Source organism: Rhodobacter sp. P1_C2 (genome assembly GCF_056406375.1).
In genome coordinates this window covers 19,602-39,636 of sequence record NZ_JBFUAG010000023.1, presented here as the reverse complement: position 1 = coordinate 39,636, position 20,035 = coordinate 19,602, and the positions used below count along the sequence as shown (strand labels likewise).

Below are 20,035 nucleotides of genomic sequence, written 5' to 3'. Positions count from 1 at the left end.
ACCCGAGAAGGGCGATTGTTCGGCGCACCAGAGGGCCATCCGCTGGCGCAGGAGGCCGAGAAACCGGTTGACGGTGTTGCGGTTCAGACCCGAAACCTGAGCGATCTGGGAGGCCGTCAAATCAGCCGCGACGAGCCGAATGAAGGCCCGAAATTGGGCCTCAGAAAGTTTCGAACTTTTTGCGTAACGATTCCTCAGCTCTTTCATAGCATTAGGCCACTTTCATGGACCTCTGCTAGTCAAGACCCTCGACGAAAATTCGCTCTGAGGATTTTCGTTGAAAATCCTTTCACTCCGCCGCTGCTTTCGCCATCGCCGGCCGCAACAGGCTTTCCAGATTGCCTTCCGTGATCGGCCCCGCCAGCCGCAGAACCACCACGCCCTTGCCGTCGATCACATAAGTCTCCGGCACCCCGTAAACCCCCCAATCCAGCGCCATCGGCCCGGCATCGGCGCCGATCTGGGCATAGGGGCTGCCCATCTCGCCGAGGAACTTCAGCGCATCTGCCGGCTTGTCCTTGTAATTGATGCCATAGATCGTCACGCCCTCGGCCTGCAGCTTCTCCAGCATCGGATGTTCCACACGGCAGGGCTGGCACCAACTGGCCCAGAAGTTCAAGAGCTTCACCCCCGGTTTGCGCAGGTCGGCATCGGTCGGGGCCGGGCCATCGCCGAGCGGCGTCACGCGGACAGCCGCAGCCTCACGCCCCTCCATCATCGAGGGCAGCGGCTGGTCGCCCTTCTGCATGCCCTGAAAGGCCAGGTAGCCGAAGACGGCGAAGACCGCCAAAGGCAGCAGGATCAAGGGTTTGAAGGCCATCAGTCTTTCCTCTCGCGGCGCTCGACCTCGTCCAGCGCCCGTTTCATTCGCGCGGCCTGCCAGAGCGTCAGCACCACCAGCGCCGCCAACAGCGCCAGCGCCGCCCCATAGGCGCCCAGCACGGTGGCGGCATATTTCCCCAGATCCGGCATGTTCAGCCCTCCGCCCTTTCGCGTGCGATCAGCGCCTTGATCCGGCGGGCACGGATCTCGGTCCGCGTGCGCAGCAAAACCAGCGTCACGAACAACAGCACGAACCCCGCCACCGAGACCGCTAGCGGATAGCCGAAGACGTTGGACACCTGATCCCCGCCCGCGACCGAGACCGAGGCGCCCTGATGCAAGCCCTGGTTCCAGAACAGCACCGCATAGCGCGACAGGAAGGCGAAGACCGAGCCCACGATGCAAAGGACAGAGGTCAGGTCCGCCGCGGTATCGGGGTCCTCCACCGCGGCCCAAAGCGCCATATAGCCAAGGTAGAACAGCCCCAGGATCAGGAACGACGTCAGCCGCGGGTCCCAGGCCCACCAGGTGCCCCACATCGGCTGGCCCCAGATCGCCCCGGTGACCAGACCGATCACCGTGAAGGTCAGGCCCACGGGGGCCGCGGCCTTGGCGCTCAACGCGCTCACATGATGCCGCCGGATCAGCCAGATCAGTGAGCCCACCAGCATCATGAACCAGGCCGAAATCGCCATCATCGCGGCGGGCACATGCAGGTAGATGATCTTGACCGTCGATCCCTGCTTGTAATCATCCGGCGTGAAGAAGAACCCCCAGACCAGCCCCAGGACCAGCAAAATCATCGCCAGCCCCGAGACCCAGGGCAAGGCCTGACCCGAGGTCTGCATGAACTTCTTGGGGTTGGCATATTCCCAGATCGACATGGATCTCCTGTGCCCAACGGCGTTTTTCTTTGCAAATCACACTAGCGTCAGATTGTCACTTCAGGTTGGCGCGTATTGCCGCACCACAGGCAAAAGGCAAGAGCGCCCCGGCCCCGAGCGAGATCGCCGTCAGCAACAAGAGGGGCACCAGCGGATCGGTCCCCGCGGCCCCGCGCCGCACCACCTCGGCCCCGAAGATCAGCGTCGGCACATACATCGGCAGCACGATCAGGGACAGGATCAGCCCGCCGCGCTTCAGCCCGACGGTCAGCGCCGCGCCAAAGCTCCCGATCAGCGACAGCGCGGGCGACCCCAGCGCCAGCGAGGCCACGAGCCACAGATAACCGCGCGGATCGAGGCTCAGCAGCAGGCCGAGGGCGGGCGAGATCAGGACCAGCGGCAATCCCGTCACCAGCCAATGCGCCAGGGCCTTCATCGCGGCCACCCCCTCCAGCGGCAGGGGGGAGACGGCCATCAGGTCCAACGAGCCATCCTCGAAATCCAGGGCAAACATCCGGTCGAGCGACAGAAGGCTGGCCAGCAGCGCCCCGACCCAAAGGATGCCCGGCGCGATGCGCGACAGAAGCGCCCCTTCCGGCCCCACGCCCAGCGGCACCAGCACCGCGACCATCAGGAAGAAGGCGAGGCCGAGACCAAAGCCGCCCCCGGCGCGCGCCGCAAGGCGCAGGTCGCGCAACAGAAGCGCCTTCACAGGAAGGCCTCGTCGAAGGCGCCGGTGGCGGCACCGGGGCGGGAGGGATCGGCCTTGAAAGGGGTCAGATCCAGAACCTCGGCCTCGGGTAGGCCAAGGTCGATGTGGGTCGCGACAATCGCCGCCCCGCCCTGAGCCAGATGCAGGCGCAGCATGGCACCGAACAGCGCGACCGAGGCGGCGTCGAGCGAGACGGTCGGCTCGTCCATCAGCCAGAGCTTGCGTCCGGTGACCATCAGCCGCGCCAGACCCAGCCGGCGCTTTTGCCCGGCCGAAAGGTCGGCGGCGCGGCGGTCGCGCAGGGCGGTCAGGTTCATTGCCTCAAGGGCAGAACCTACATGCGCCAGCCCGTGCACCTCGGCCCAGAAGCGCAGGTTCTCGGTAACGGTCAGGGTGGCCTTCAGCCCATCGGCATGGCCGGAGTAAGTGATGCTTTCGGCCTCGCCTAGAATCTGCCCCGACAGCGGCGCCTGCAAACCTGCCAGCGTGCGCAGGAGGGTGGTCTTGCCGATGCCATTGGCGCCACGGAGGATCAGCACGCGGCCCGGGGAAAGGCGGAAGCGCAGCCCCTCCAGCACCGGAAGGCCGCCGCGCGTCACGCAAAGATCCTGAACCTCTATCATGGCAAAGGCTTACCCCGGTCAGGGGCGGGCCAGCAAGCCCTGCCCCGGTTCACGCCCTGCGGCATTCCGGCCCCGCACACGCCATCAGGCCTTGTCGGACAGATCCAGCCATTCCTCTTCCGCCGCAGCCAGCGCCTCTTGCCGTTCGGTCAGCATGTCGGAGGCCTTCTGCAACTTCACCGGCTCGCGCTTGTACAGCTGCGGGTCGGAGAGCAGTTCGTTCAGCTTGGCAATCTCCGCCTCCATCCGGGCGATGACGGCGGGCAGGCTGTCGAGGCGCTTCTTCTCGGTGAAGCTCAGCCCCTCGGCCGGCTTTTTCGGGGCGCGGACCGGGGCGGGGGCGGGTTTGCTCGCCTGCGGGGTTTCCACCGCCGCAACCCCGCGTTGGGCGGCGTAATCCGACCAGCCGCCGGGATAGACGGTGGCCTTGCCCTTGCCTTCCAGCGCCACGGTGGTCGTGGCCACCCGGTCGATGAAATCGCGGTCGTGGCTGACCAGCAGCACGGTGCCGTCGTAATCGCCAAGGATATCCTGCAGAAGGTCGAGGGTTTCGACATCCAGATCGTTGGTCGGTTCGTCCATGATCAGAAGGTTCGAGGGCTTGGCCATCAGTTTCGCCAGCAAAAGCCGCGCCTTTTCACCCCCCGACAGGGATTTGACCGGGGCCCGGGCCTGCGCCTCGTCAAAGAGGAAGTCCTTGAGGTAGGCCACCACATGTTTCGGGTTGCCGCGCACCATGACCTGATCGGAATTGCCGGAAACCGCCATCAGCGGATCATTGGTCAGGTTGTGCCAAAGGCTCGCCTCGGGGTCGAGCCGCGCGCGGGTCTGGTCGAAGACGGCGATCTCCAGCGAGGTGCCAAGGGAAACCGTACCGGAATCGGGGGCAATCTCGCCGGTCAGCATCTTCAGAAGGGTGGTCTTGCCCACGCCATTCGGGCCGACAAAGGCCACCCGGTCGCCACGCAGGATGCGCAGGGAGAAATCGTTGAAGAGGATCTTGTCGCCGAAGGCTTTAGAGATGCCCTTGGCCTCGATCACCTTCTTGCCCGAGGTCGTGCCCGAATCGAACTCCAAGGCCGCAGTGCCCTTGCGGCGGATCTGGGAGGAGCGTTCTTCGCGCAGTGCCGCCAAGGCGCGGACCCGGCCCTGGTTGCGCTTTCTGCGGGCAGAGATGCCTTCGACGGCCCAACGCGCCTCGGCCTTGATCTTGCGGTCGAGCTTGTGGCGGGCCTCGTCCTCGGCCTCCCAGGTCTCTTCGCGCCATTCCTCGAAACCGAGGAAGCCGAGTTCGCGGCGGCGGAGGACTCCGCGGTCCAGCCAGAAGGTCTGACGGGTCAGGCGGTTCAGAAGCGCGCGGTCGTGGCTGATCAGCACATAGGCGGCGCGGGTCTCGGCCAGAAAGTTTTCCAGCCATTCGATGGCGGCGATGTCGAGGTGGTTGGTCGGCTCGTCGATGAGCATCAGCTCCGGCGCTTCGGCCACCAGCTTGGCCAGTGCCGCGCGGCGCTTTTCGCCACCCGAGGCGGAGGCGACCGGGGTGTCAGGCTTGAAGCCCAGCCCTTCGGCGGCAACCTCGACGCGGTAGCCCTCGCCCTCCGGGATGCGGCTTGCGGCATAATCGCCCAAGGTGGCGAAACCCGACATGTCGGGGTCTTGTTCCATATAGCCGACCGTGACGCCGGGCGAGACGACGCGGAGGCCGCGGTCAGCCTCGACGCTGCCCGCCATGACCTTCATCAGGGTGGATTTGCCCGAGCCGTTGCGGCCCACCAGCGCCAGGCGGTCGCCGGGCTGGACGGTGAGGGTGATGCCCTCGAACAAGGGGTTGCCGCCAAAGGTCAGCGACAGATCGGAAAGTTGCAGAAGGGGTGCGCGTGCCATGATGCCCTGCCCCTAAGGCCAAGGGCGGATGCGGTCAACCTGTCCCGTCACGGAGCGGCGGGGGAATCCTGTGCAACGATGCCGCGCAGGGCACGGGCGCGGGGCTGCGGGATGTTGACGATCGGCAATCCGGTGAAGACATGCAGCGTGTCGAGGTCGCGGTCGACCACGGCATGATCGGACACCCAGCCCCCCATCGCGAGATAGGTGCGCAGCAGGGGCGGCAGGGCGGCGCGGTCGCCGCCGCCCAAGGGCAGGTCCACCCTGTCGCGCGCCCGCGGCTGCGGGGCAAATTCGGCAGGGGCGAGGAAGGGATGCAGGGCCGCCAGTGCCACCCGATGCGGCGCCGGATCGGCCCCGGCAAAGCTGGAACAGCCGAAAAGCAGCGTCACCCCCTCGGCATCGACGATCGAGGTCAGGGCGGCCCAGGTCAGGCGCAGGATCTCGGGGTCGTGGCGGGCGGGATGCAGGCAGAAGCGGCCAAGCTCCATCTTGCGCCCGGCGAAATGCGACAGGCGGGCGAGGTCGTAGAACTGGGCGGAGTAGCTGGCCGACAGATCGGTGCCGGCGGGAAAGTCCTGCAGGCGGCAACAGGCGACCAGCGCGCCTTCGGCCTCGCGGACTAGAAGATGGCGGCAGAGCAGGTCATAGCCGTCATGGTCCAGCCCCGAGCCAGCCCCGCCCGACCCTGCCCCGCCCGCGCCCCGCCGGAACGCCAGATGGCGCAGCGCCTGCGCCTCGGTCAGATCGTCATCCCCGCTCACCAGGCGCGCGGTATAGGGTCCGCGCCTCAAAGGCTGCATCTTCTCTCCCGTGTTTCGTGTCGCAGCCCCGGTCTCTGGCCGCGAGATGGCGCGATTTGGCCATCACGCGGCGGCGGATGCAATGGCCAAGCGCCATGGCCGGGCGAAACCGGGCATGGCTTTGCCACGGGCTTTCGGCCCGGATCAACGGCCGACCGCGCTGTCGGGGCGCGGTGCGGGCCTATTTCTTGTTGAGAAGTTGCGAGGCGTCGAGGCCGCCGATATTGCCGAACAATTGCAGGATGAAGCTCTTGCCCTTGATCGTTTCGGTGGTCACGCGGCGCGAGAGGGTGACGACTTCCCCCTTCTCCAGCCCGAATCGCTCGATGTTGGAGACCTTGCCGGCATCGTTGAAGGTGATCGCCACGACCTGACGGTCGATCTCTTGCGGCGCGTGGCCGCCGACGGTCTTCCAGCGGCTCTGGACGTAGAACCATTCCTTGTCGCCCAATAGCCCCTCGGTCGAGGGCCGGCCGAGGAAGGCCGCGACCGAATCGCGGGTGTCGAGCCCGGGCTTGACCTCGGCGAGGTCGACTTCATCGGGAATATAGCCGTGATTGGCATAGATCGGCGTGCAGGCGATGGTCAGCACCAAAGCCAGCCCGCCCGTGGCCCGCAAGAGCGCCGTCGAAACCGCGCGCGCCCTGACCGTCATGGCCCCGGATACCGACTTTGCACCCGGCTCCCCTGTGTTTCCTGCGCCGAAAGCCATGCCTTCCCCTGCCCTGCCAAACCCGCCTGATCCGCTTTCGCCCTGATGGGTCTGCCGGATCCGAACTCACTCGCGTCGTCTCGATGGCCCGCCGCAAAGGTCGCCGCACAGGCTGCGCCACACCTTTTTGTCAAAGCCGGGTCTTGAAGTCCTCTGCGGGCCTGCAATCTCCTGCTACACCGCTTACATCATGCAGAGGCCCCGGTTCAAGAAAGGAACGCTTGACCCATGGCCGATAGCGGTTCAAAGCCCGCCGCCAGCACAGGAGCCTCTCATGACCAAATCTCCGATGAAACCCGAAACCGCCGCGGCAGAGCCTGCAAAGGCCCAACCCGCCCTGCCGAGCCTGACCTTCCGCGTGGCCTCCATCGCCGGGCGCACCTCGACCCATGTCCGCTTCCGCCCCTCGGCCCCGGAACGCAAGGCGATTGCCGAGGTGCTTGGCCTTCTGGACCTGCCCGAGATGGAATTTGACGGCGACATCCGCCCGGCCGGCAAGCGCGACATGGTGCTGGCCGGCACGCTGGCGGCCAAGGTGGTGCAGCCCTGCTCCGTCTCGCTGGAGCCGGTGACCACGAAGATCGACGAACCGGTGCGCCGGCAATATCTTGCCGATTTCGTCGAACCCGAGGCGGACGAGATCGAGATTCCCGAGGACGACTCGCTCGAACCCCTGCCCGAGGTGATCGACGCCGCCGCCGTCGCCATCGAGGCGCTGGCCCTGGCCCTGCCGATGTATCCGCGCGCGCCGGGGGTGGAACTGGGCGAGGCGGTCTTCACCGAACCCGGCAAGGCCCCCCTGCGCGAGGGTGACCTGAAGCCCTTTGCCGGGCTGGCGGGCCTGGTGTTGAAGCCCAAGGACGCGGGCCCGGAGAAGGCGTAAGCGGGTTCTAAGCCTTTGCCGGGCCTGCGCGACCCGGCCAGGGCCCGCCCGCGACCGGCTTGGCCGCGCTGCGGAAAACCTTGCAGAAAAGGGCTTGCGCGTGGCGGAAATCCGTCTATGTTCCGCGCCTCATCCAAGGGGTTGAACCGGGGCTTCTTCCCGGCTCTGGCGTCCCGGAAACAGCAAAGAAATCAGGGGTCTGTCCCCTTTCAGTTCAAGGTGTGACATGGCAGTCCCGCAGAATCGTACGACCTCCTCCAAGCGCGACATGCGCCGCGCCCATGACTCGCTCGTGGCCGCAAACCCGGCAGAATGCTCCAACTGTGGCGAGCTGAAGCGCCCGCACCACGTCTGCGGCGCCTGCGGCCACTATGATGCCCGCGAAGTCGTGGCATCGGCTCCTGCCGTTCTCAACGACGAGGACGCGGCGTAAGCCGCTCCGCGCAGGCAATCCGATGTCCCAAGCGAGCCCAGGCCCCGACGCCGAAGGCACGCCCAAGACGGCGCGGGGGTCTGATCGCATTGTACTTTCGGTCGACGCCATGGGCGGCGACCGTGGACCGGTGGCAGTTGTCGCCGGTCTTGCCATTTCTGCACCCGAAATGGCCGATGCCGATTTCATCCTCCATGGCGACGAGGCCGAACTGGGCAAACTGCTGGCGCGCCAGCCTGGCCTGATGGGCCGGGTGCTGATCCGCCATGCGCCGCGCGTCGTGACCATGCAGGACAAGCCGAGCCAGGTGATGCGGCATGGCGAGGGCACCTCGATGTGGGGCGCCATCGATTCCGTCCGCTCGGGCGAGGCCAAGGTCGCGGTCTCCTGCGGCAATACCGGGGCGATGATGGCGGTGGCGATGATCCGCCTGCGCAAGCTGCCCGGCGTCAACCGCCCGGCGATCGCCTGTCTCTGGCCCAGCCGCAATCCGGGCGGCTACAACCTGATGCTGGACGCCGGCGCCGACATCAAGGCCGATGCCGCCGACCTCGCGCAATATGCGCTGATGGGGGCCTCCTATGCCCGCAACGGCATGGGGATGACCCGGCCGCGCGTCGGGCTTCTGAATGTCGGGACCGAGGAGCACAAGGGCTCGGCCGAGCTGAAAGCCGCGAGCGACCTGATCGCCGCTGCCGCCGATGTCGGCGATTACGAGTATATCGGCTATGTCGAGGGCGTCGATCTGCCCTCCTCCCGCGTCGATGTGATCGTCACCGACGGCTTCACCGGCAATGTTGCGCTGAAAACCGCCGAGGGCACGGCGCGGCTGATCTCGGATTTCCTGCGCGAGGAGCTGAACGCCACGCTCTTCTCGCGGATGGCCGCCGTGCTGTCGCTGACCACGCTGAACCGTCTGCGCAAGCGGATGGACCCGCGGCGGTCGAACGGCGGGGTGTTTCTGGGGCTGAACGGCATCGTGGTGAAATCGCATGGCTCTTCGGATGCCACCGGGGTCGCGGCGGCGCTGGACATGGCCTACAAGCTGGCGAAATCCGGCTTCCGCGAAAGGCTTGCGGCGCGGGTTGCATCCACTTTGGCAAGCGGGCAGAGTGTCGCCGGGGGGGCCGCAACTTTGGCTCCGGATGCGGGGACGGGACAGATTCCATGACATTGCGCGCCGTGGTCACGGGCGTCGGGCACTATTTGCCCGAACGCGTCGTGCCGAATTCTGAATTCGAAAGCCTGATCGACACCTCGGACGAGTGGATTCGCACCCGTTCGGGCATCGAGCGGCGGCATTTCGCGGCCGAGGGCCAGACGACCTCCGACCTTGCGACGGCGGCGGCGCTGGCCGCCCTCGCCAGCGCGGGGCTGGTGGCCGATGACATCGACGCCATCGTTCTTGCGACCTCGACCGCCGATCTGACCTTCCCTTCGGCCGCGACCATGGTGCAGGGCAAGCTTGGCATGACGCGCGGCTTTGCCTTCGACCTGCAGGCGGTCTGCGCCGGCTTCATCTTCGCGCTGTCGACCGCCAATGGCATGATCCTGTCGGGCCAGGCCAAGAGGGTGCTGGTGATCGGGGCCGAGACCTTCTCGAAACTGATGGACTGGACCGACCGCGGCACCTGCGTTCTGTTCGGCGATGGCGCGGGGGCCCTGGTGCTGGAGGCGCAGGAGCTTTCGGGCACCAATGCCGACCGCGGCATCCTGGCGAGTGACCTGCATTCGGATGGTCGCTTCAAGGACCTTCTTTTTGTCGATGGCGGGGTGTCGACCGGCGAGGTGGGCAAGCTGCGGATGCAGGGCAAGGAAGTCTTCCGCCATGCCGTTGAAAAACTGGCCGAATCGGCGCATGGCGCCTTGGAGAAGGTCGGGCTGACCGGCGAGGATGTCGACTGGATCGTGCCGCATCAGGCCAATATCCGCATCATCGAAGGCACCGCCAAGCGGATGCAGCTGCCGATGGAGCGGGTCGTGGTGACCGTGCAGGACCACGGCAATACCTCGGCCGCCTCGATCCCGCTCGCCCTGTCGATCGGCGTGCAGCGCGGCCAGATCAAGCAAGGCGACCTTCTGGTCAGCGAGGCGATCGGCGGCGGCCTCGCCTGGGGTGCCGTGGTGTTGCGCTGGTGACAGCGCCGGACTGGAGGGTTTCACACCCTCCAGACCTCCCGTGGGATATTTGCCTCTGGATGAAGGGGGGTGCGGGGGGGAAAGCTGGAGGGACGGGGGTTTTCCGCCGCTTTTGGCCTTTCGCTGGCCTCTCAAGCCCTGATCTAAAGAACGTGCTCCAAGCCATTGTTATTGACTCGCATTTTGATCCGCTACATCCTTTTGGCCAAACATCAGAGGGGGACAGCATGGCTGAAAAGACGCTGACACGCATGGACTTGAGCGAATCGGTCTTCCGTGAAGTGGGCCTGTCGCGCAACGAATCCGCCCAACTGGTGGAATCGGTGCTGCAATTCGTCTCGGATGCGCTGGCATCGGGCGAAACGGTGAAGATCTCTTCCTTTGGCACCTTCTCGCTGCGCTCCAAGACCGCGCGCGTTGGCCGCAACCCCAAGACCGGCGACGAGGTTCCGATCTCGCCGCGCCGGGTTCTGACCTTCCGTCCCTCGCATCTGATGAAGGATCGCGTGGCGGGCGGGGCGAAGTAAGGGCGGTCTGGCCGGATGGACAAGGCACCGGACGCTTTCCGAACGATTTCCGAAGTGGCCGATGTGCTGGAGACCCCCGCCCATGTGCTGCGGTTCTGGGAGAGCCGGTTTCCTCAGATCAAGCCGGTGAAGCGGGCCGGCGGGCGGCGCTATTACCGCCCGGCCGATGTGGCCCTGCTGTCGGGCATAAGGCACCTTTTGCATGTCGAGGGCATGACGATCCGCGGCGTGCAGAAGATCCTGCGCGAACAGGGCATCCGCCATGTCGCAGCCCTGGGCGGGGGGCTTGGCGCCGTCGATCTGGACGAGGCGGAGGAGGTCCTGGCTGCCACCGTGGCGCTTGACCCCGGCGCGGAGGAGGCACCGGTGCAGATGGGGCAGATCCTCTCCCTGCCGAGCGGCGCGACCCGACCGGCAGCCGAGGCGCCGCAGGGCCTTGGCGCCGAGGTGCAGTCGCTGTTCCCGACCCTGCCCGACATGCGCCCGCCTGCCGCCACGCTGCCTGCCGGACTGGGCGCTGCGGAGGAGGTGCTGGACGATTCGCCCGATGCCGAGCCTGCGCCGCCCTCTTCCGGTGCGATCCCGCGGGCGGGTGAGGGCGGCTTTCTCGCCTTTTCCGCGCCGCGCCGCCCGAAGCCCGGGGCGGAGGCCGAGCCGGCCAAGCAGGCCAAGCTGCCGCTGGACGAGCCGATCCCCGAGGCACCGCATGTCTTTGTCGAAGACGAGGGCGAGGTGCCTGCCGGCACGCTGCACAGCTTTGGCGGCACCGGGCAGGATCAGGATGCCGCGGATGATTCCCTGATCGCCGCCTATGACATTCCCCTGACCGATTTCGTCGAACCGCCCCTCGCCGATGTGGTCGACACCAACCAGCGGATCGATGCCGAAACGCCCGAGCTTTCCGGCCTGCCCGCGCTGGATGAGGCGGGTCTGCCCCTGCCCGGCCTTTCGGGCCTTGCCGCCCGGCTGCGCGGGCTGCCGCGGCCTCTCAGCCCCGCCACGCAAGAAGCGCTGGCCGAATTGCACCCGCGTCTTGGCCTCCTCCTGGCCCAGATGGCCGAGGCGCAACGGCCGCGGCGCTAGGCCTGCCGTGGCCGGACCGGACCTCGCGCCCCGCGCGGCAGTTCCCGTGGCAGATCGCGGTGCAGATCGCGGTGCAGAGATGAATTTTCCTGCTTGCCCCTGCCCGGAATATCGCTATGTATCGCCTCCATCGTCGGGTCGTAGCGCAGCCTGGTTAGCGCGTCCGTCTGGGGGGCGGGAGGTCGAGAGTTCGAATCTCTCCGGCCCGACCATTAAGGAAACCGCTCGCAGGGCATCTGGCCTTGCGGGCGGTTTTCTCTTTGAAGCCACAGACTTGCGCGGAGGAGCTCATCCATGACCGACCTGAAGTTCACGGCCGGAGTGCTGCCCTCGCAAAGCCTGCGCCAGCTGATCGAGGCCGGGGCGATCACGGCCCAGCCCGCCGTAGAGGCGGCGCAGATCCAGCCGGCGAGCCTTGATCTGCGGCTGGGCACCAGGGCCTACCGGGTGCGCGCCTCCTTCCTCGCCGGGGCGCATCGCAAGGTGGCCGAGCGGCTGGAAGAGTTCACCATGCACGAGGTCGACCTCTCCAAGGGCGCCGTGCTGGAAAAGGGCGCGGTCTATGTCATTCCGCTGATGGAGGCGCTGGCCCTGCCGCCGGGCCTTTCCGCCGTGGCCAATGCAAAAAGCTCGACCGGACGGCTGGACCTTCTGACCCGCACCATCACCGATGGCGGGGCCGAGTTCGACCGGATCCCCGAAGGCTACCACGGTCCCCTCTATGCCGAGGTCTGCCCGCGCAGCTTCTCGGTCCTCGTCCGCCCCGGCCAGAGGCTGAACCAGATCCGCTTCCGCCACGGCCACGCCACGCTGTCGGACGCCGATCTGCGCGATCTGCACGCGGTCGAGCCCCTGGTCTCCGGCACCCCGGTCATTTCCGAAGGCCTCGGCTTCTCGGTCGACCTGCGCCCCGCCGCCGGAGACCTCCTCGGCTACCGGGCCAAGCCGCATACCGGCGTCGTCGACCTTGACCGCATCGGCCACTACCCCGCGCGTGAGTTCTGGGAGGAGATCCGCGCCTCCAACGGCCAGATCATCCTCGACCCCGGCGCCTTCTATATCCTGGTCAGCCGCGAGGCCGTGACGATCCCCCCCGACTACGCCGCCGAGATGGCGCCCTATCTCGCCATGGTCGGCGAATTCCGCGTCCATTACGCCGGCTTCTTCGACCCCGGCTTCGGCCACGCCGCTGCCGGCGGCGCAGGCTCGCGCGGCGTCCTCGAAGTCCGCTGCCACGAGGCGCCCTTCGTCCTCGAACACGGCCAGGTCGTCGGCCGCCTCGTCTACGAAAAGATGGCCGCCCGCCCCGACATGCTCTACGGCACCGGCATCGCCTCGAACTACCAGGGCCAGGGCCTGAAGCTCGCCAAACAATTCAAACTTACCTAAAATTCTTTCATTGGTCCCCAAATATCCCACGGGGGTCTGGGGGTGTGAAACCCCCAGCCGGGTCCGCCGAGCGTTTCGCCGGGCGCCTCACTGAACGGCGGGTGCCGCCGTCACTTCCGGCTCCGGCCCCTGCCCCACCGCCAAGGCCTCGGCGCGCAGGATGCGGGCGATCTGGGTGCAATCCTCCGGCGTGAAGGTCAAAGGCAGGCGCAGGTCGATCAGGCCTGCAAGGATGCGGTCGCTTTGCGGCAGGCTTTGCGGGCTGGCATAGCGCCAATGGTCATAGCGCGAGGTGAAGGCCACCGGGTCGGGGGCGCCGAACCATTTCACCTCCACCCCTCGGGCCACCGCCCGGGTCAGGAAGGCCGCGATCCGCGCCGGCGACCAGTCGGGCAAGAGGAACTGGAACGACGATCCGACGAAGCGTTCCGCCGCGGGCCGCTCGACCAGGCGCAGGCCGGGGGTCGCGCGCAAGCCGGTCTCCAGCGCGCGGTAGAGCGCCTCCCAGCGGGCGACACGGTCGGAAAGGTCCTGCAGCTGCGGGCGCAGGATGGCCGCGCGCAGGTTGTCCATCCGGCCCGAGACATTGGGCACTTCCATCCGCACCGCCTCGAACACCTCGGGCGGCGGCGCGGCGCGGTGGCGGGCGTAAAGCATGTAGCTGCCCGACAGAAGCACCGCCCGCGCCATCAGTTCCGCATCATCCGAGATCAGGAAGCCGCCCTCGCCCGAATTGACATGTTTGTAGGTCTGCATCGAATAGCAGGCGATACGCCCGTGCCGTCCCGAAGCGAGGCCGTTCCACGCCGCGCCCATCGTATGGGCGCAATCCTCGATCACGCTGAGGCCGAGCCGGTCACAAAGGCGCATCAAGGCCTCCATGTCGCAGAGATGCCCGCGCATGTGGGACAACAGCAGGATGCGGGCACCGCTGGTCCGGGCCTTGGCCTCCAGATCGGCAAAGTCGATCACCAGATCCTCGGTGACCTCCACGAAGATCGGGCTGCCGCCACAGGCGGCAATCGCCCCCGGCACCGGGGCGAGCGTGAAGGCATTGGTCAGCACGGGCTCCCCGGGCTGCAGCTGCAAGGCGCGCAGCGCGCAGCCCATCGCATAGCCGCCCGAAGCCACGGCAAGGCAGTATTTCGCGCCGGTCAGCGCGGCGAATTCTTCCTCCAGCAGGGCGGTTTCGGCCACTTCGCCGGGCGCGGTGTTGTAGCGGTGCAGCCTGCCGTGGCGCAGGACGGCGATGGCGGCCTCGATGCCGGCTTCCGGGATCGGCTCCTGCTGGGTGAAGCTGCCGGTGAAGCGTTCCTGCATGTCATTGGGCAAAGTGTCACTCATTCCGCCGCATCCTTCATCAATATCGCCTCATCCCGCGCATGGCCGATCAGCCAGAGGAACAGGACCAGGGTCAGCGCCATCCCCGCACCTGCCACAAAATAGGACACATTGGGCGATTGGAAAGGCGCCTCTTCCGACATGAAATAGCCGAAGAGCTGGGCAAAAAACACCGTCCCGAGCAGCATCGCCACATTCATGATCGCCGAAAGCCCGCCCTGCAGCTCGCCCTGGGCATTCTCGGGCACGCGCTTGGACATCAGCGCCGTCAGCATCGGATGCACGAAACCCTCCGGCCCATGCACGAACATCAAGAGCACCACCATCGGCAGGGAGCCGACAAAGCCGTACCCCGTTGCCACCAGCCCCGCGCAGAGAAGGCCGATCGCGACCGATTTCTGTTCGCCGAACCAGACCATGAACCGCCCGGACAGCCCGCCCTGAAACCCCGCCATCACCATGCCGAACAGCGCCAGCGACAGGCCCACCGTCGCCTCCGACCAGCCAAAACGCGCCTTGCCCCAGAAGGGCCAGATCGCCGGATAGATCGAGCTGAAGAAGAAGAACAACGACAGCACCAGGCACATCGGCAAAACGCCCTTGTAGCGGGCAAAGACCCGGAAGGCGCCGAAAGGATTGGCGCGGGCCCAGTCAAAGGCGCGGCGATTGGCGGGGATCAACGTCTCGGGCAGGACGAAGAGGCCGTAGATCAGGTTGAGGCCCGAGATCGCCGCCGCGACATAGAAGGGCACCCGCGGCCCGAACTCTCCCAGCAGCCCGCCGATCGCCGGGCCGATGACGAAGCCCAGACCGAAGGCCGCGCCCATCATGCCGAAAGCCTTGCCGCGCCCCTCGGGCGGGGTGATGTCGGCGATATAGGCATTGGCGATCACCCAGGAGGCGCCGCAGACCCCGGCAAGGATGCGCCCGAAGAACAGCCAGACCAGGGTCGGCGCCAAAGCCTGGGCCAGAAAATCCACCCCCAGCCCGAGGATCGACAGCAACAAAAGCGGCCTGCGCCCGAAGCGGTCGGAAAGGTTGCCCATCAGGGGGCCAAAGCCGAACTGCGCCACCGAATAGGCCGCCGCCATCCAGCCGCCGATCCGCGCCGCCTCGGCCAGGTCGACATGGCCCACCGTCTCGATCAGCTTGGGCAGCACCGGAATGATGATGCCGAAGCCCACCATGTCCAGAAGCACGGTGATCATCACGAAGGTCACGGCATGGCGCGAGGCGGGCGCGGGCGCTGCGTCCGACATGGGTCTCTTCCCTCTCTTGCGAAATTCTGACGCGGTTCTGTCAGGAAATCAGCTGCGAGACTAGCACGGGAAGGTCATCGTAATGTCGCAGAAGCGCATCGGGGGACAGGCGGCTGACCCCCTCGCCCTCCGGCCCGAAGGTGACCAGAACGATGGGCACGCCCGCCGCCCGCGCCGTATCGCGGTCGGTCTGCGTGTCGCCGATCAACAGCGAGCGGCCCATGGCACCGCCCACCCTTTCCACCGCCGCGCGGTAGGGCAAGGGATCGGGCTTGCGCACCGGGAAGGTATCTGCGCCCACCAGCGCGCCGAACAGATCGGTGATGCCGAGACGGCGGACGAGTTCAACCGCCAGCCCCTCGGGCTTGTTGGTGCAGATGGCGGTGGCATAGCCCGCGCGGCGCAAAGCCTCCACCGCCGCCACGGCGCCGGGGTAAAGCTGGGTCTCGCGGTCCAGCCCTTCGGCGTAATGCGCCAGAAGCTTGGGGTATTCGCGGCTGACATCCTCCTCGCTCCACGCGGTCTGAAGCCGCGAGAAGCCCAGCCGCAGCATCGCCCGCCCGCCATGAAAGGCGGTCAGGGCATCGCCGGGCCCCAGAAGCGCGCCATGGCCCAGACCTTCAAAGCAGGCATTGGCCGAGGCGAGCAGATCGGCGCTGGTATCGGCCAGCGTGCCATCCAGATCAAAGACCACCGTGCGCATTTCGCCTCCAAACCGGCCCTTTGGCCCCTGCTGTAACATCGCGTGAAGCCTTGCCCCTTGCGGGCCGGCTCTTGCGGGGTAAAACGGGTCAAGAACAAAGGAAAGAGCGGATGCAGGTTTCACTGATCGTTTTGGCGGCTGGCATGGGCACAAGGATGAATTCCGATCTGCCCAAGGTGCTTCACAAACTCGCCGCCGTGCCGATGCTGCACCATGCGTTGGCCGCGGGCCGCACGTTGGAGCCGCAGCGGGTCGTCGTCGTCACCGGGCATGAGGCCGAGGCCGTGGCCAAGGCCGCCACCGATTTCGACGAGGCGATCGAGACCGTCGTGCAGGAGCCGCAACTTGGCACCGCCCATGCCGTGGCCCAGGCCGCCCCGCTTCTGGCCGGGGCCGAGGGCGAGGCCATCGTGCTTTACGGCGACACGCCTTTTGTCCGCCCCGAAACCCTCGGCCTGATGCTGGAGGCGCGTGCCGTGCATGACGTGGTGATCCTCGGCTTTCACGCCCGGGACCCGGGCCGCTATGGCCGGCTGATCGTCAAGGGCGATCAGCTGGAAAAGATCGTCGAGTTCAAGGATGCCACCGCGGCGGAGCGCGAGATCACGCTCTGCAACTCCGGCGTGGTCTGCGCCTCGGCCAAGACGCTGTTTGCGCTGGTGGCCAAGGTGCAGAACACCAATGCGGCGCAGGAATATTACCTGACCGATGTGGTCGAACTTGCCCGCGCCGCCGGCATGTCGGTGGGCTTTGTCACCTGCCCCGAGGCCGAGACCTTGGGCATCAACACCCGCCAGCAGCTTGCCGCCGCCGAAGCCGCCTTCCAGACGCGGATGCGCGCCGAGGCCTTGGAGACCGGCGTGACCCTGACCGCGCCAGAGACCGTCTTCTTCGCGCTGGACACCTGGATCGGCCGCGATGCCGTGGTCGGGCCGAACGTGATCTTCGGCCCGGCGGTGACGGTGGAATCCGGCGCCGAGATCAAGGGCTTCTGCCATCTCGAAGGCTGCCACATCAGCCGAGGCGCCACCGTCGGCCCCTTCGCCCGCCTGCGCCCGGGGGCAGAGCTGGCCGAGGATGTCCATGTCGGCAACTTCGTCGAAATCAAGAACGCCGTGCTGGATGAGGGGGTCAAGGTCGGCCACCTCACCTACCTCGGCGATGCCCATGTGGGGGAGTTCACCAATATCGGCGCGGGCACCGTCACCTGCAATTACGATGGCGTGATGAAACACCGGACCGAGATCGGCAAGAACGCCTTCATCGGCTCGGACACGATGCTGGTGGCCCCGGTGTCGGTGGGTGATGGGGCGATGACCGGCTCGGGCTCGGTCATCACCCAGGACGTGCCGGCCGAGGCCGTGGCGATCGGCCGGGCGCGGCAGGTGACGAAACCGGGGCTGGCGACGGTGCTCTTCAACCAGTTGAAGGCCCGTAAAGCCGCGAAAGGAAAAGCATAATGTGCGGGATCGTCGGCGTTCTGGGCAATCACGAGGCCGCCCCGCAACTGGTGGAGGCGTTGAAGCGGCTGGAATACCGCGGCTATGATTCCGCAGGCATCGCCACGGTCAACGGCGGCAAGCTGGACCGCAGGCGCGCGGTGGGCAAGCTCGTCAACCTGTCGGACCTGCTGGTCCATCAGCCGCTCGCCGGCAAGTCCGGCATCGGCCACACGCGCTGGGCCACCCATGGTGCGGCCACCACGCTCAACGCCCACCCGCACCGTTCCGGCCCGGTCGCGGTGGTCCATAACGGCATCATCGAGAACTTCCGCGAGCTGCGCGCCGAACTCGCCGCCGCGGGCCTGACCCAGGAATCCGAGACCGATACCGAGACCGTCGCCCTTCTGACCCGCCATCTGATGGATCAGGGCCACACGCCAGTCGAGGCCGCGCGCCAGACCCTGAAACGCCTGCACGGGGCTTTTGCCCTCTGCTTCCTTTTCGACGGCGAGGAGGATCTGATGATCGCCGCCCGCAAAGGCTCTCCCCTCGCCATCGGGCATGGGGTGGGCGAGATGTTCGTGGGCTCTGACGCCATCGCGCTGGCGCCGATGACCGACCGCATCACCTATCTGGAGGAAGGCGACTGGGCCGTCATCACCCGCAAGGGCGCGCAGATCTTCGACGCCAGCGACCGCCTCGCCAACCGGGCCGAGAGCCGGATCCAGGTCGGTGCCACGACGATCGAAAAGGCCGGCTACAAGCATTTCATGGCCAAAGAGATCGCCGAACAGCCGGTGGTGATCGCCGATGCCATGAAGCATTACGTCACCGGCGGCGCCAGCCCCAGCCTGCGCCTGCCGGCGGAGGTGGATTTCACCGGGGTCGACCGGCTGACGCTGGTGGCCTGCGGGACGGCCTCCTATGCCTGCCATGTCGCGAAATACTGGTTCGAACAGATCGCCGGCCTGCCCTGCGACATCGACGTGGCCTCGGAATTCCGCTACCGCGAGCCGCCCCTGTCCGACAAATCCTGGGCGCTTTTCGTCAGCCAGTCGGGCGAAACGGCGGATACTTTGGCCGCCCTGCGCTATGCCAAGGAGCGGGTGGCCAAGGTGGTCGCGGTGGTCAATGTCGCCACCTCCTCCATCGCGCGGGAAAGCGACCTGGCCCTGCCGATCATGGCGGGGATCGAGGTCGGCGTCGCATCGACCAAGGCTTTCACCTGCCAGCTGATCACCCTGGCCCTTCTGGCCTTGAAGGCGGCGCAGGACCGTGGCCGGCTGGATGCGGCGGCGATGGCTACGCACCTCAATGACCTCGCCGCGCTGCCGGGCCTGATGAACCACGCCATGGGCCTGTCCGAACAGATCGCCGGGATCGCCGAGGAATTGGCCGAGGCGCAGGACGTGCTGTTCCTCGGCCGCGGGGCCATGTATCCGCTCGCCCTGGAAGGTGCTTTGAAACTGAAGGAAATCAGCTACATCCACGCCGAAGGTTATGCATCGGGTGAACTGAAGCACGGGCCCATCGCCCTGATCGACGCCCGGGTGCCGGTGATCGTTCTGGCGCCGCGCGACGGGCTTTTCGACAAGACCGTGTCGAACATGCAGGAGGTCATGGCCCGGCATGGCAAGGTCCTGCTGATTTCCGACGCGCAGGGCGTGGCCGAGGCCGGCAAGGGCGTCTGGCGGGCGCTGACCATGCCGCAGGCCTCGCCTCTCTTCGCGCCGGTGCTTTACGCGGTGCCGGCCCAGCTTCTGGCCTATCACACCGCCATCGCCAAGGGCACCGATGTCGACCAGCCGCGCAACCTCGCAAAATCGGTGACGGTGGAGTGAATGGCCAAGCAATTCCCCGGCTTTGACGCCGATCACAAAGCCTTCATCGCGGCGCAGGCGATCTATTTCGTCGCCTCCACCGCACCCGAGGCGCGGATCAACCTGTCGCCCAAGGGGATGGAGTCCTTGCGCGTCCTTGGCCCCAACCGGCTGATCTGGCTGAACCTGACCGGTTCGGGCAACGAGACGGCGGCGCATCTGAGCCTTGATCCCAGGATGACCGTGATGTGGTGCAGTTTTGGCATCCGGCCCCTGATCCTGCGCGCTTACGGCACGGCGCGCTGCCTGCACCGCAATGATGCCGAATGGCCCGCGCTCATGGCGCTTTTGCCGCAAAGCCCCGGTGCGCGGCAGATCTATGACATGACGGTCGACCTCGTGCAGACCTCCTGCGGCTATGCGGTGCCCTATATGGACGAGGCCCGCGAGAGGCCGACGCTGCGCAGCTGGGCCGAGGGCAAGGGGCCGGAAGGCCTTGCCGAATACTGGGACACCAGAAACCGCCAGTCGATCGACGGTCTGCCGACCGGGATCGAGGCCAATCTTTAGCATGAC

General features: G+C 66.6%; 21 protein-coding genes, 1 tRNA gene and 1 pseudogene. 11 read left to right on the top strand and 12 right to left on the bottom strand.

Annotated features, from left to right (window positions below; translation table 11 throughout):
• From AC1DZT_RS24515 to AC1DZT_RS24475, 9 genes and pseudogenes are all read right to left on the bottom strand, one after another.
• Positions 1–207: pseudogene (locus tag AC1DZT_RS24515) on the bottom strand (hypothetical protein); the annotation flags it as partial.
• 82 nt (positions 208–289) lie between these two features.
• Positions 290–820 carry a DsbE family thiol:disulfide interchange protein gene (locus AC1DZT_RS24510; protein ID WP_478009274.1) on the bottom strand — a complete coding sequence of 177 codons (531 nt, stop codon included), beginning with the start codon at positions 818–820 and terminating at the stop codon, positions 290–292.
• Entirely contained in the window at positions 820–972 is a 153-nt protein-coding gene (gene ccmD / locus AC1DZT_RS24505) for a heme exporter protein CcmD (protein ID WP_478009273.1), read from the bottom strand. Before ccmD ends, AC1DZT_RS24510 begins: the two co-directional genes overlap by 1 nt.
• Before the next feature lie 2 nt (positions 973–974).
• Entirely contained in the window at positions 975–1,706 is a 732-nt protein-coding gene (locus AC1DZT_RS24500) for a heme ABC transporter permease (RefSeq protein WP_478009272.1), read from the bottom strand.
• A gap of 55 nt (positions 1,707–1,761) precedes the next feature.
• On the bottom strand, positions 1,762–2,418 hold the full coding sequence (gene ccmB / locus AC1DZT_RS24495; RefSeq protein ID WP_478009271.1) for a heme exporter protein CcmB: 657 nt from the start codon (positions 2,416–2,418) through the stop codon (positions 1,762–1,764).
• Entirely contained in the window at positions 2,415–3,041 is a 627-nt protein-coding gene (gene ccmA / locus AC1DZT_RS24490) for a heme ABC exporter ATP-binding protein CcmA (protein ID WP_478009270.1), read from the bottom strand. Before ccmA ends, ccmB begins: the two co-directional genes overlap by 4 nt.
• 84 nt (positions 3,042–3,125) lie before the next feature.
• Positions 3,126–4,925 (bottom strand): ABC-F family ATP-binding cassette domain-containing protein, encoded by a 1,800-nt coding sequence (locus AC1DZT_RS24485; protein ID WP_478009269.1) that lies wholly within the window; start codon positions 4,923–4,925, stop codon positions 3,126–3,128.
• A gap of 47 nt (positions 4,926–4,972) precedes the next feature.
• A complete protein-coding gene (locus tag AC1DZT_RS24480) occupies positions 4,973–5,728 on the bottom strand; it encodes a GNAT family N-acyltransferase (protein WP_478009268.1) in 756 nt (251 codons plus the stop codon).
• Between the two features lie 181 nt (positions 5,729–5,909).
• On the bottom strand, positions 5,910–6,383 hold the full coding sequence (locus AC1DZT_RS24475) for an outer membrane protein assembly factor BamE (protein WP_478009267.1): 474 nt from the start codon (positions 6,381–6,383) through the stop codon (positions 5,910–5,912).
• Between the two features lie 331 nt (positions 6,384–6,714).
• Between AC1DZT_RS24475 and AC1DZT_RS24470 the strand changes: the two genes are divergently transcribed.
• From AC1DZT_RS24470 to AC1DZT_RS24435, 8 genes are all read left to right on the top strand, one after another.
• Positions 6,715–7,323 carry a YceD family protein gene (locus tag AC1DZT_RS24470; protein WP_478009266.1) on the top strand — a complete coding sequence of 203 codons (609 nt, stop codon included), beginning with the start codon at positions 6,715–6,717 and terminating at the stop codon, positions 7,321–7,323.
• 226 nt (positions 7,324–7,549) lie between these two features.
• On the top strand, positions 7,550–7,756 hold the full coding sequence (gene rpmF, locus AC1DZT_RS24465) for a 50S ribosomal protein L32 (protein WP_478000777.1): 207 nt from the start codon (positions 7,550–7,552) through the stop codon (positions 7,754–7,756).
• Positions 7,757–7,778: 22 nt separating this feature from the next.
• Positions 7,779–8,927, top strand: a complete 1,149-nt coding sequence (gene plsX / locus AC1DZT_RS24460; RefSeq protein ID WP_478009265.1) for a phosphate acyltransferase PlsX — start codon at positions 7,779–7,781, stop codon at positions 8,925–8,927.
• Positions 8,924–9,895, top strand: a complete 972-nt coding sequence (locus tag AC1DZT_RS24455; RefSeq protein WP_478009264.1) for a beta-ketoacyl-ACP synthase III — start codon at positions 8,924–8,926, stop codon at positions 9,893–9,895. The genes plsX and AC1DZT_RS24455 overlap by 4 nt, the downstream gene beginning before the upstream one ends.
• 227 nt (positions 9,896–10,122) lie before the next feature.
• On the top strand, positions 10,123–10,422 hold the full coding sequence (ihfA, locus tag AC1DZT_RS24450; protein WP_478009263.1) for an integration host factor subunit alpha: 300 nt from the start codon (positions 10,123–10,125) through the stop codon (positions 10,420–10,422).
• Positions 10,423–10,437: 15 nt separating this feature from the next.
• Complete coding sequence (locus AC1DZT_RS24445; RefSeq protein ID WP_478009262.1) at positions 10,438–11,505, top strand: MerR family transcriptional regulator; 1,068 nt, start codon at positions 10,438–10,440, stop codon at positions 11,503–11,505.
• 134 nt (positions 11,506–11,639) lie between these two features.
• Positions 11,640–11,717 (top strand) — tRNA-Pro (locus AC1DZT_RS24440).
• Between the two features lie 82 nt (positions 11,718–11,799).
• Positions 11,800–12,894: a 2'-deoxycytidine 5'-triphosphate deaminase gene (locus AC1DZT_RS24435; RefSeq protein ID WP_478009261.1), complete on the top strand. Its 1,095-nt coding sequence runs from the start codon at positions 11,800–11,802 to the stop codon at positions 12,892–12,894.
• A gap of 87 nt (positions 12,895–12,981) precedes the next feature.
• Here AC1DZT_RS24435 and AC1DZT_RS24430 read toward each other — a convergent pair whose 3' ends face one another.
• The 3 genes from AC1DZT_RS24430 to AC1DZT_RS24420 are packed head-to-tail and all read right to left on the bottom strand — an operon-like array spanning position 12,982 to position 16,197.
• The gene (locus AC1DZT_RS24430; RefSeq protein ID WP_478009276.1) at positions 12,982–14,214 is read right to left on the bottom strand and encodes a DegT/DnrJ/EryC1/StrS family aminotransferase; all 1,233 of its coding nucleotides are present in this window, start codon (positions 14,212–14,214) and stop codon (positions 12,982–12,984) included.
• Between the two features lie 20 nt (positions 14,215–14,234).
• Complete coding sequence (locus tag AC1DZT_RS24425; RefSeq protein ID WP_478009260.1) at positions 14,235–15,494, bottom strand: TCR/Tet family MFS transporter; 1,260 nt, start codon at positions 15,492–15,494, stop codon at positions 14,235–14,237.
• Between the two features lie 40 nt (positions 15,495–15,534).
• Positions 15,535–16,197 (bottom strand): HAD-IA family hydrolase, encoded by a 663-nt coding sequence (locus AC1DZT_RS24420; RefSeq protein WP_478009259.1) that lies wholly within the window; start codon positions 16,195–16,197, stop codon positions 15,535–15,537.
• Between the two features lie 110 nt (positions 16,198–16,307).
• Here AC1DZT_RS24420 and glmU point away from each other — a divergent pair, with 110 nt between their 5' ends.
• From glmU to AC1DZT_RS24405, 3 genes are read left to right on the top strand one after another with little or no spacing between them, the layout of a single operon-like run.
• Positions 16,308–17,657, top strand: coding sequence for a bifunctional UDP-N-acetylglucosamine diphosphorylase/glucosamine-1-phosphate N-acetyltransferase GlmU (gene glmU / locus AC1DZT_RS24415; RefSeq protein ID WP_478009258.1), 1,350 nt, complete (start codon positions 16,308–16,310; stop codon positions 17,655–17,657).
• A complete protein-coding gene (glmS, locus tag AC1DZT_RS24410; RefSeq protein WP_478009257.1) occupies positions 17,657–19,480 on the top strand; it encodes a glutamine--fructose-6-phosphate transaminase (isomerizing) in 1,824 nt (607 codons plus the stop codon). The genes glmU and glmS overlap by 1 nt, the downstream gene beginning before the upstream one ends.
• Entirely contained in the window at positions 19,481–20,029 is a 549-nt protein-coding gene (locus AC1DZT_RS24405) for a pyridoxamine 5'-phosphate oxidase family protein (RefSeq protein WP_478009256.1), read from the top strand. It begins immediately after the preceding gene.
• Positions 20,030–20,035: the final 6 nt, after the last annotated feature.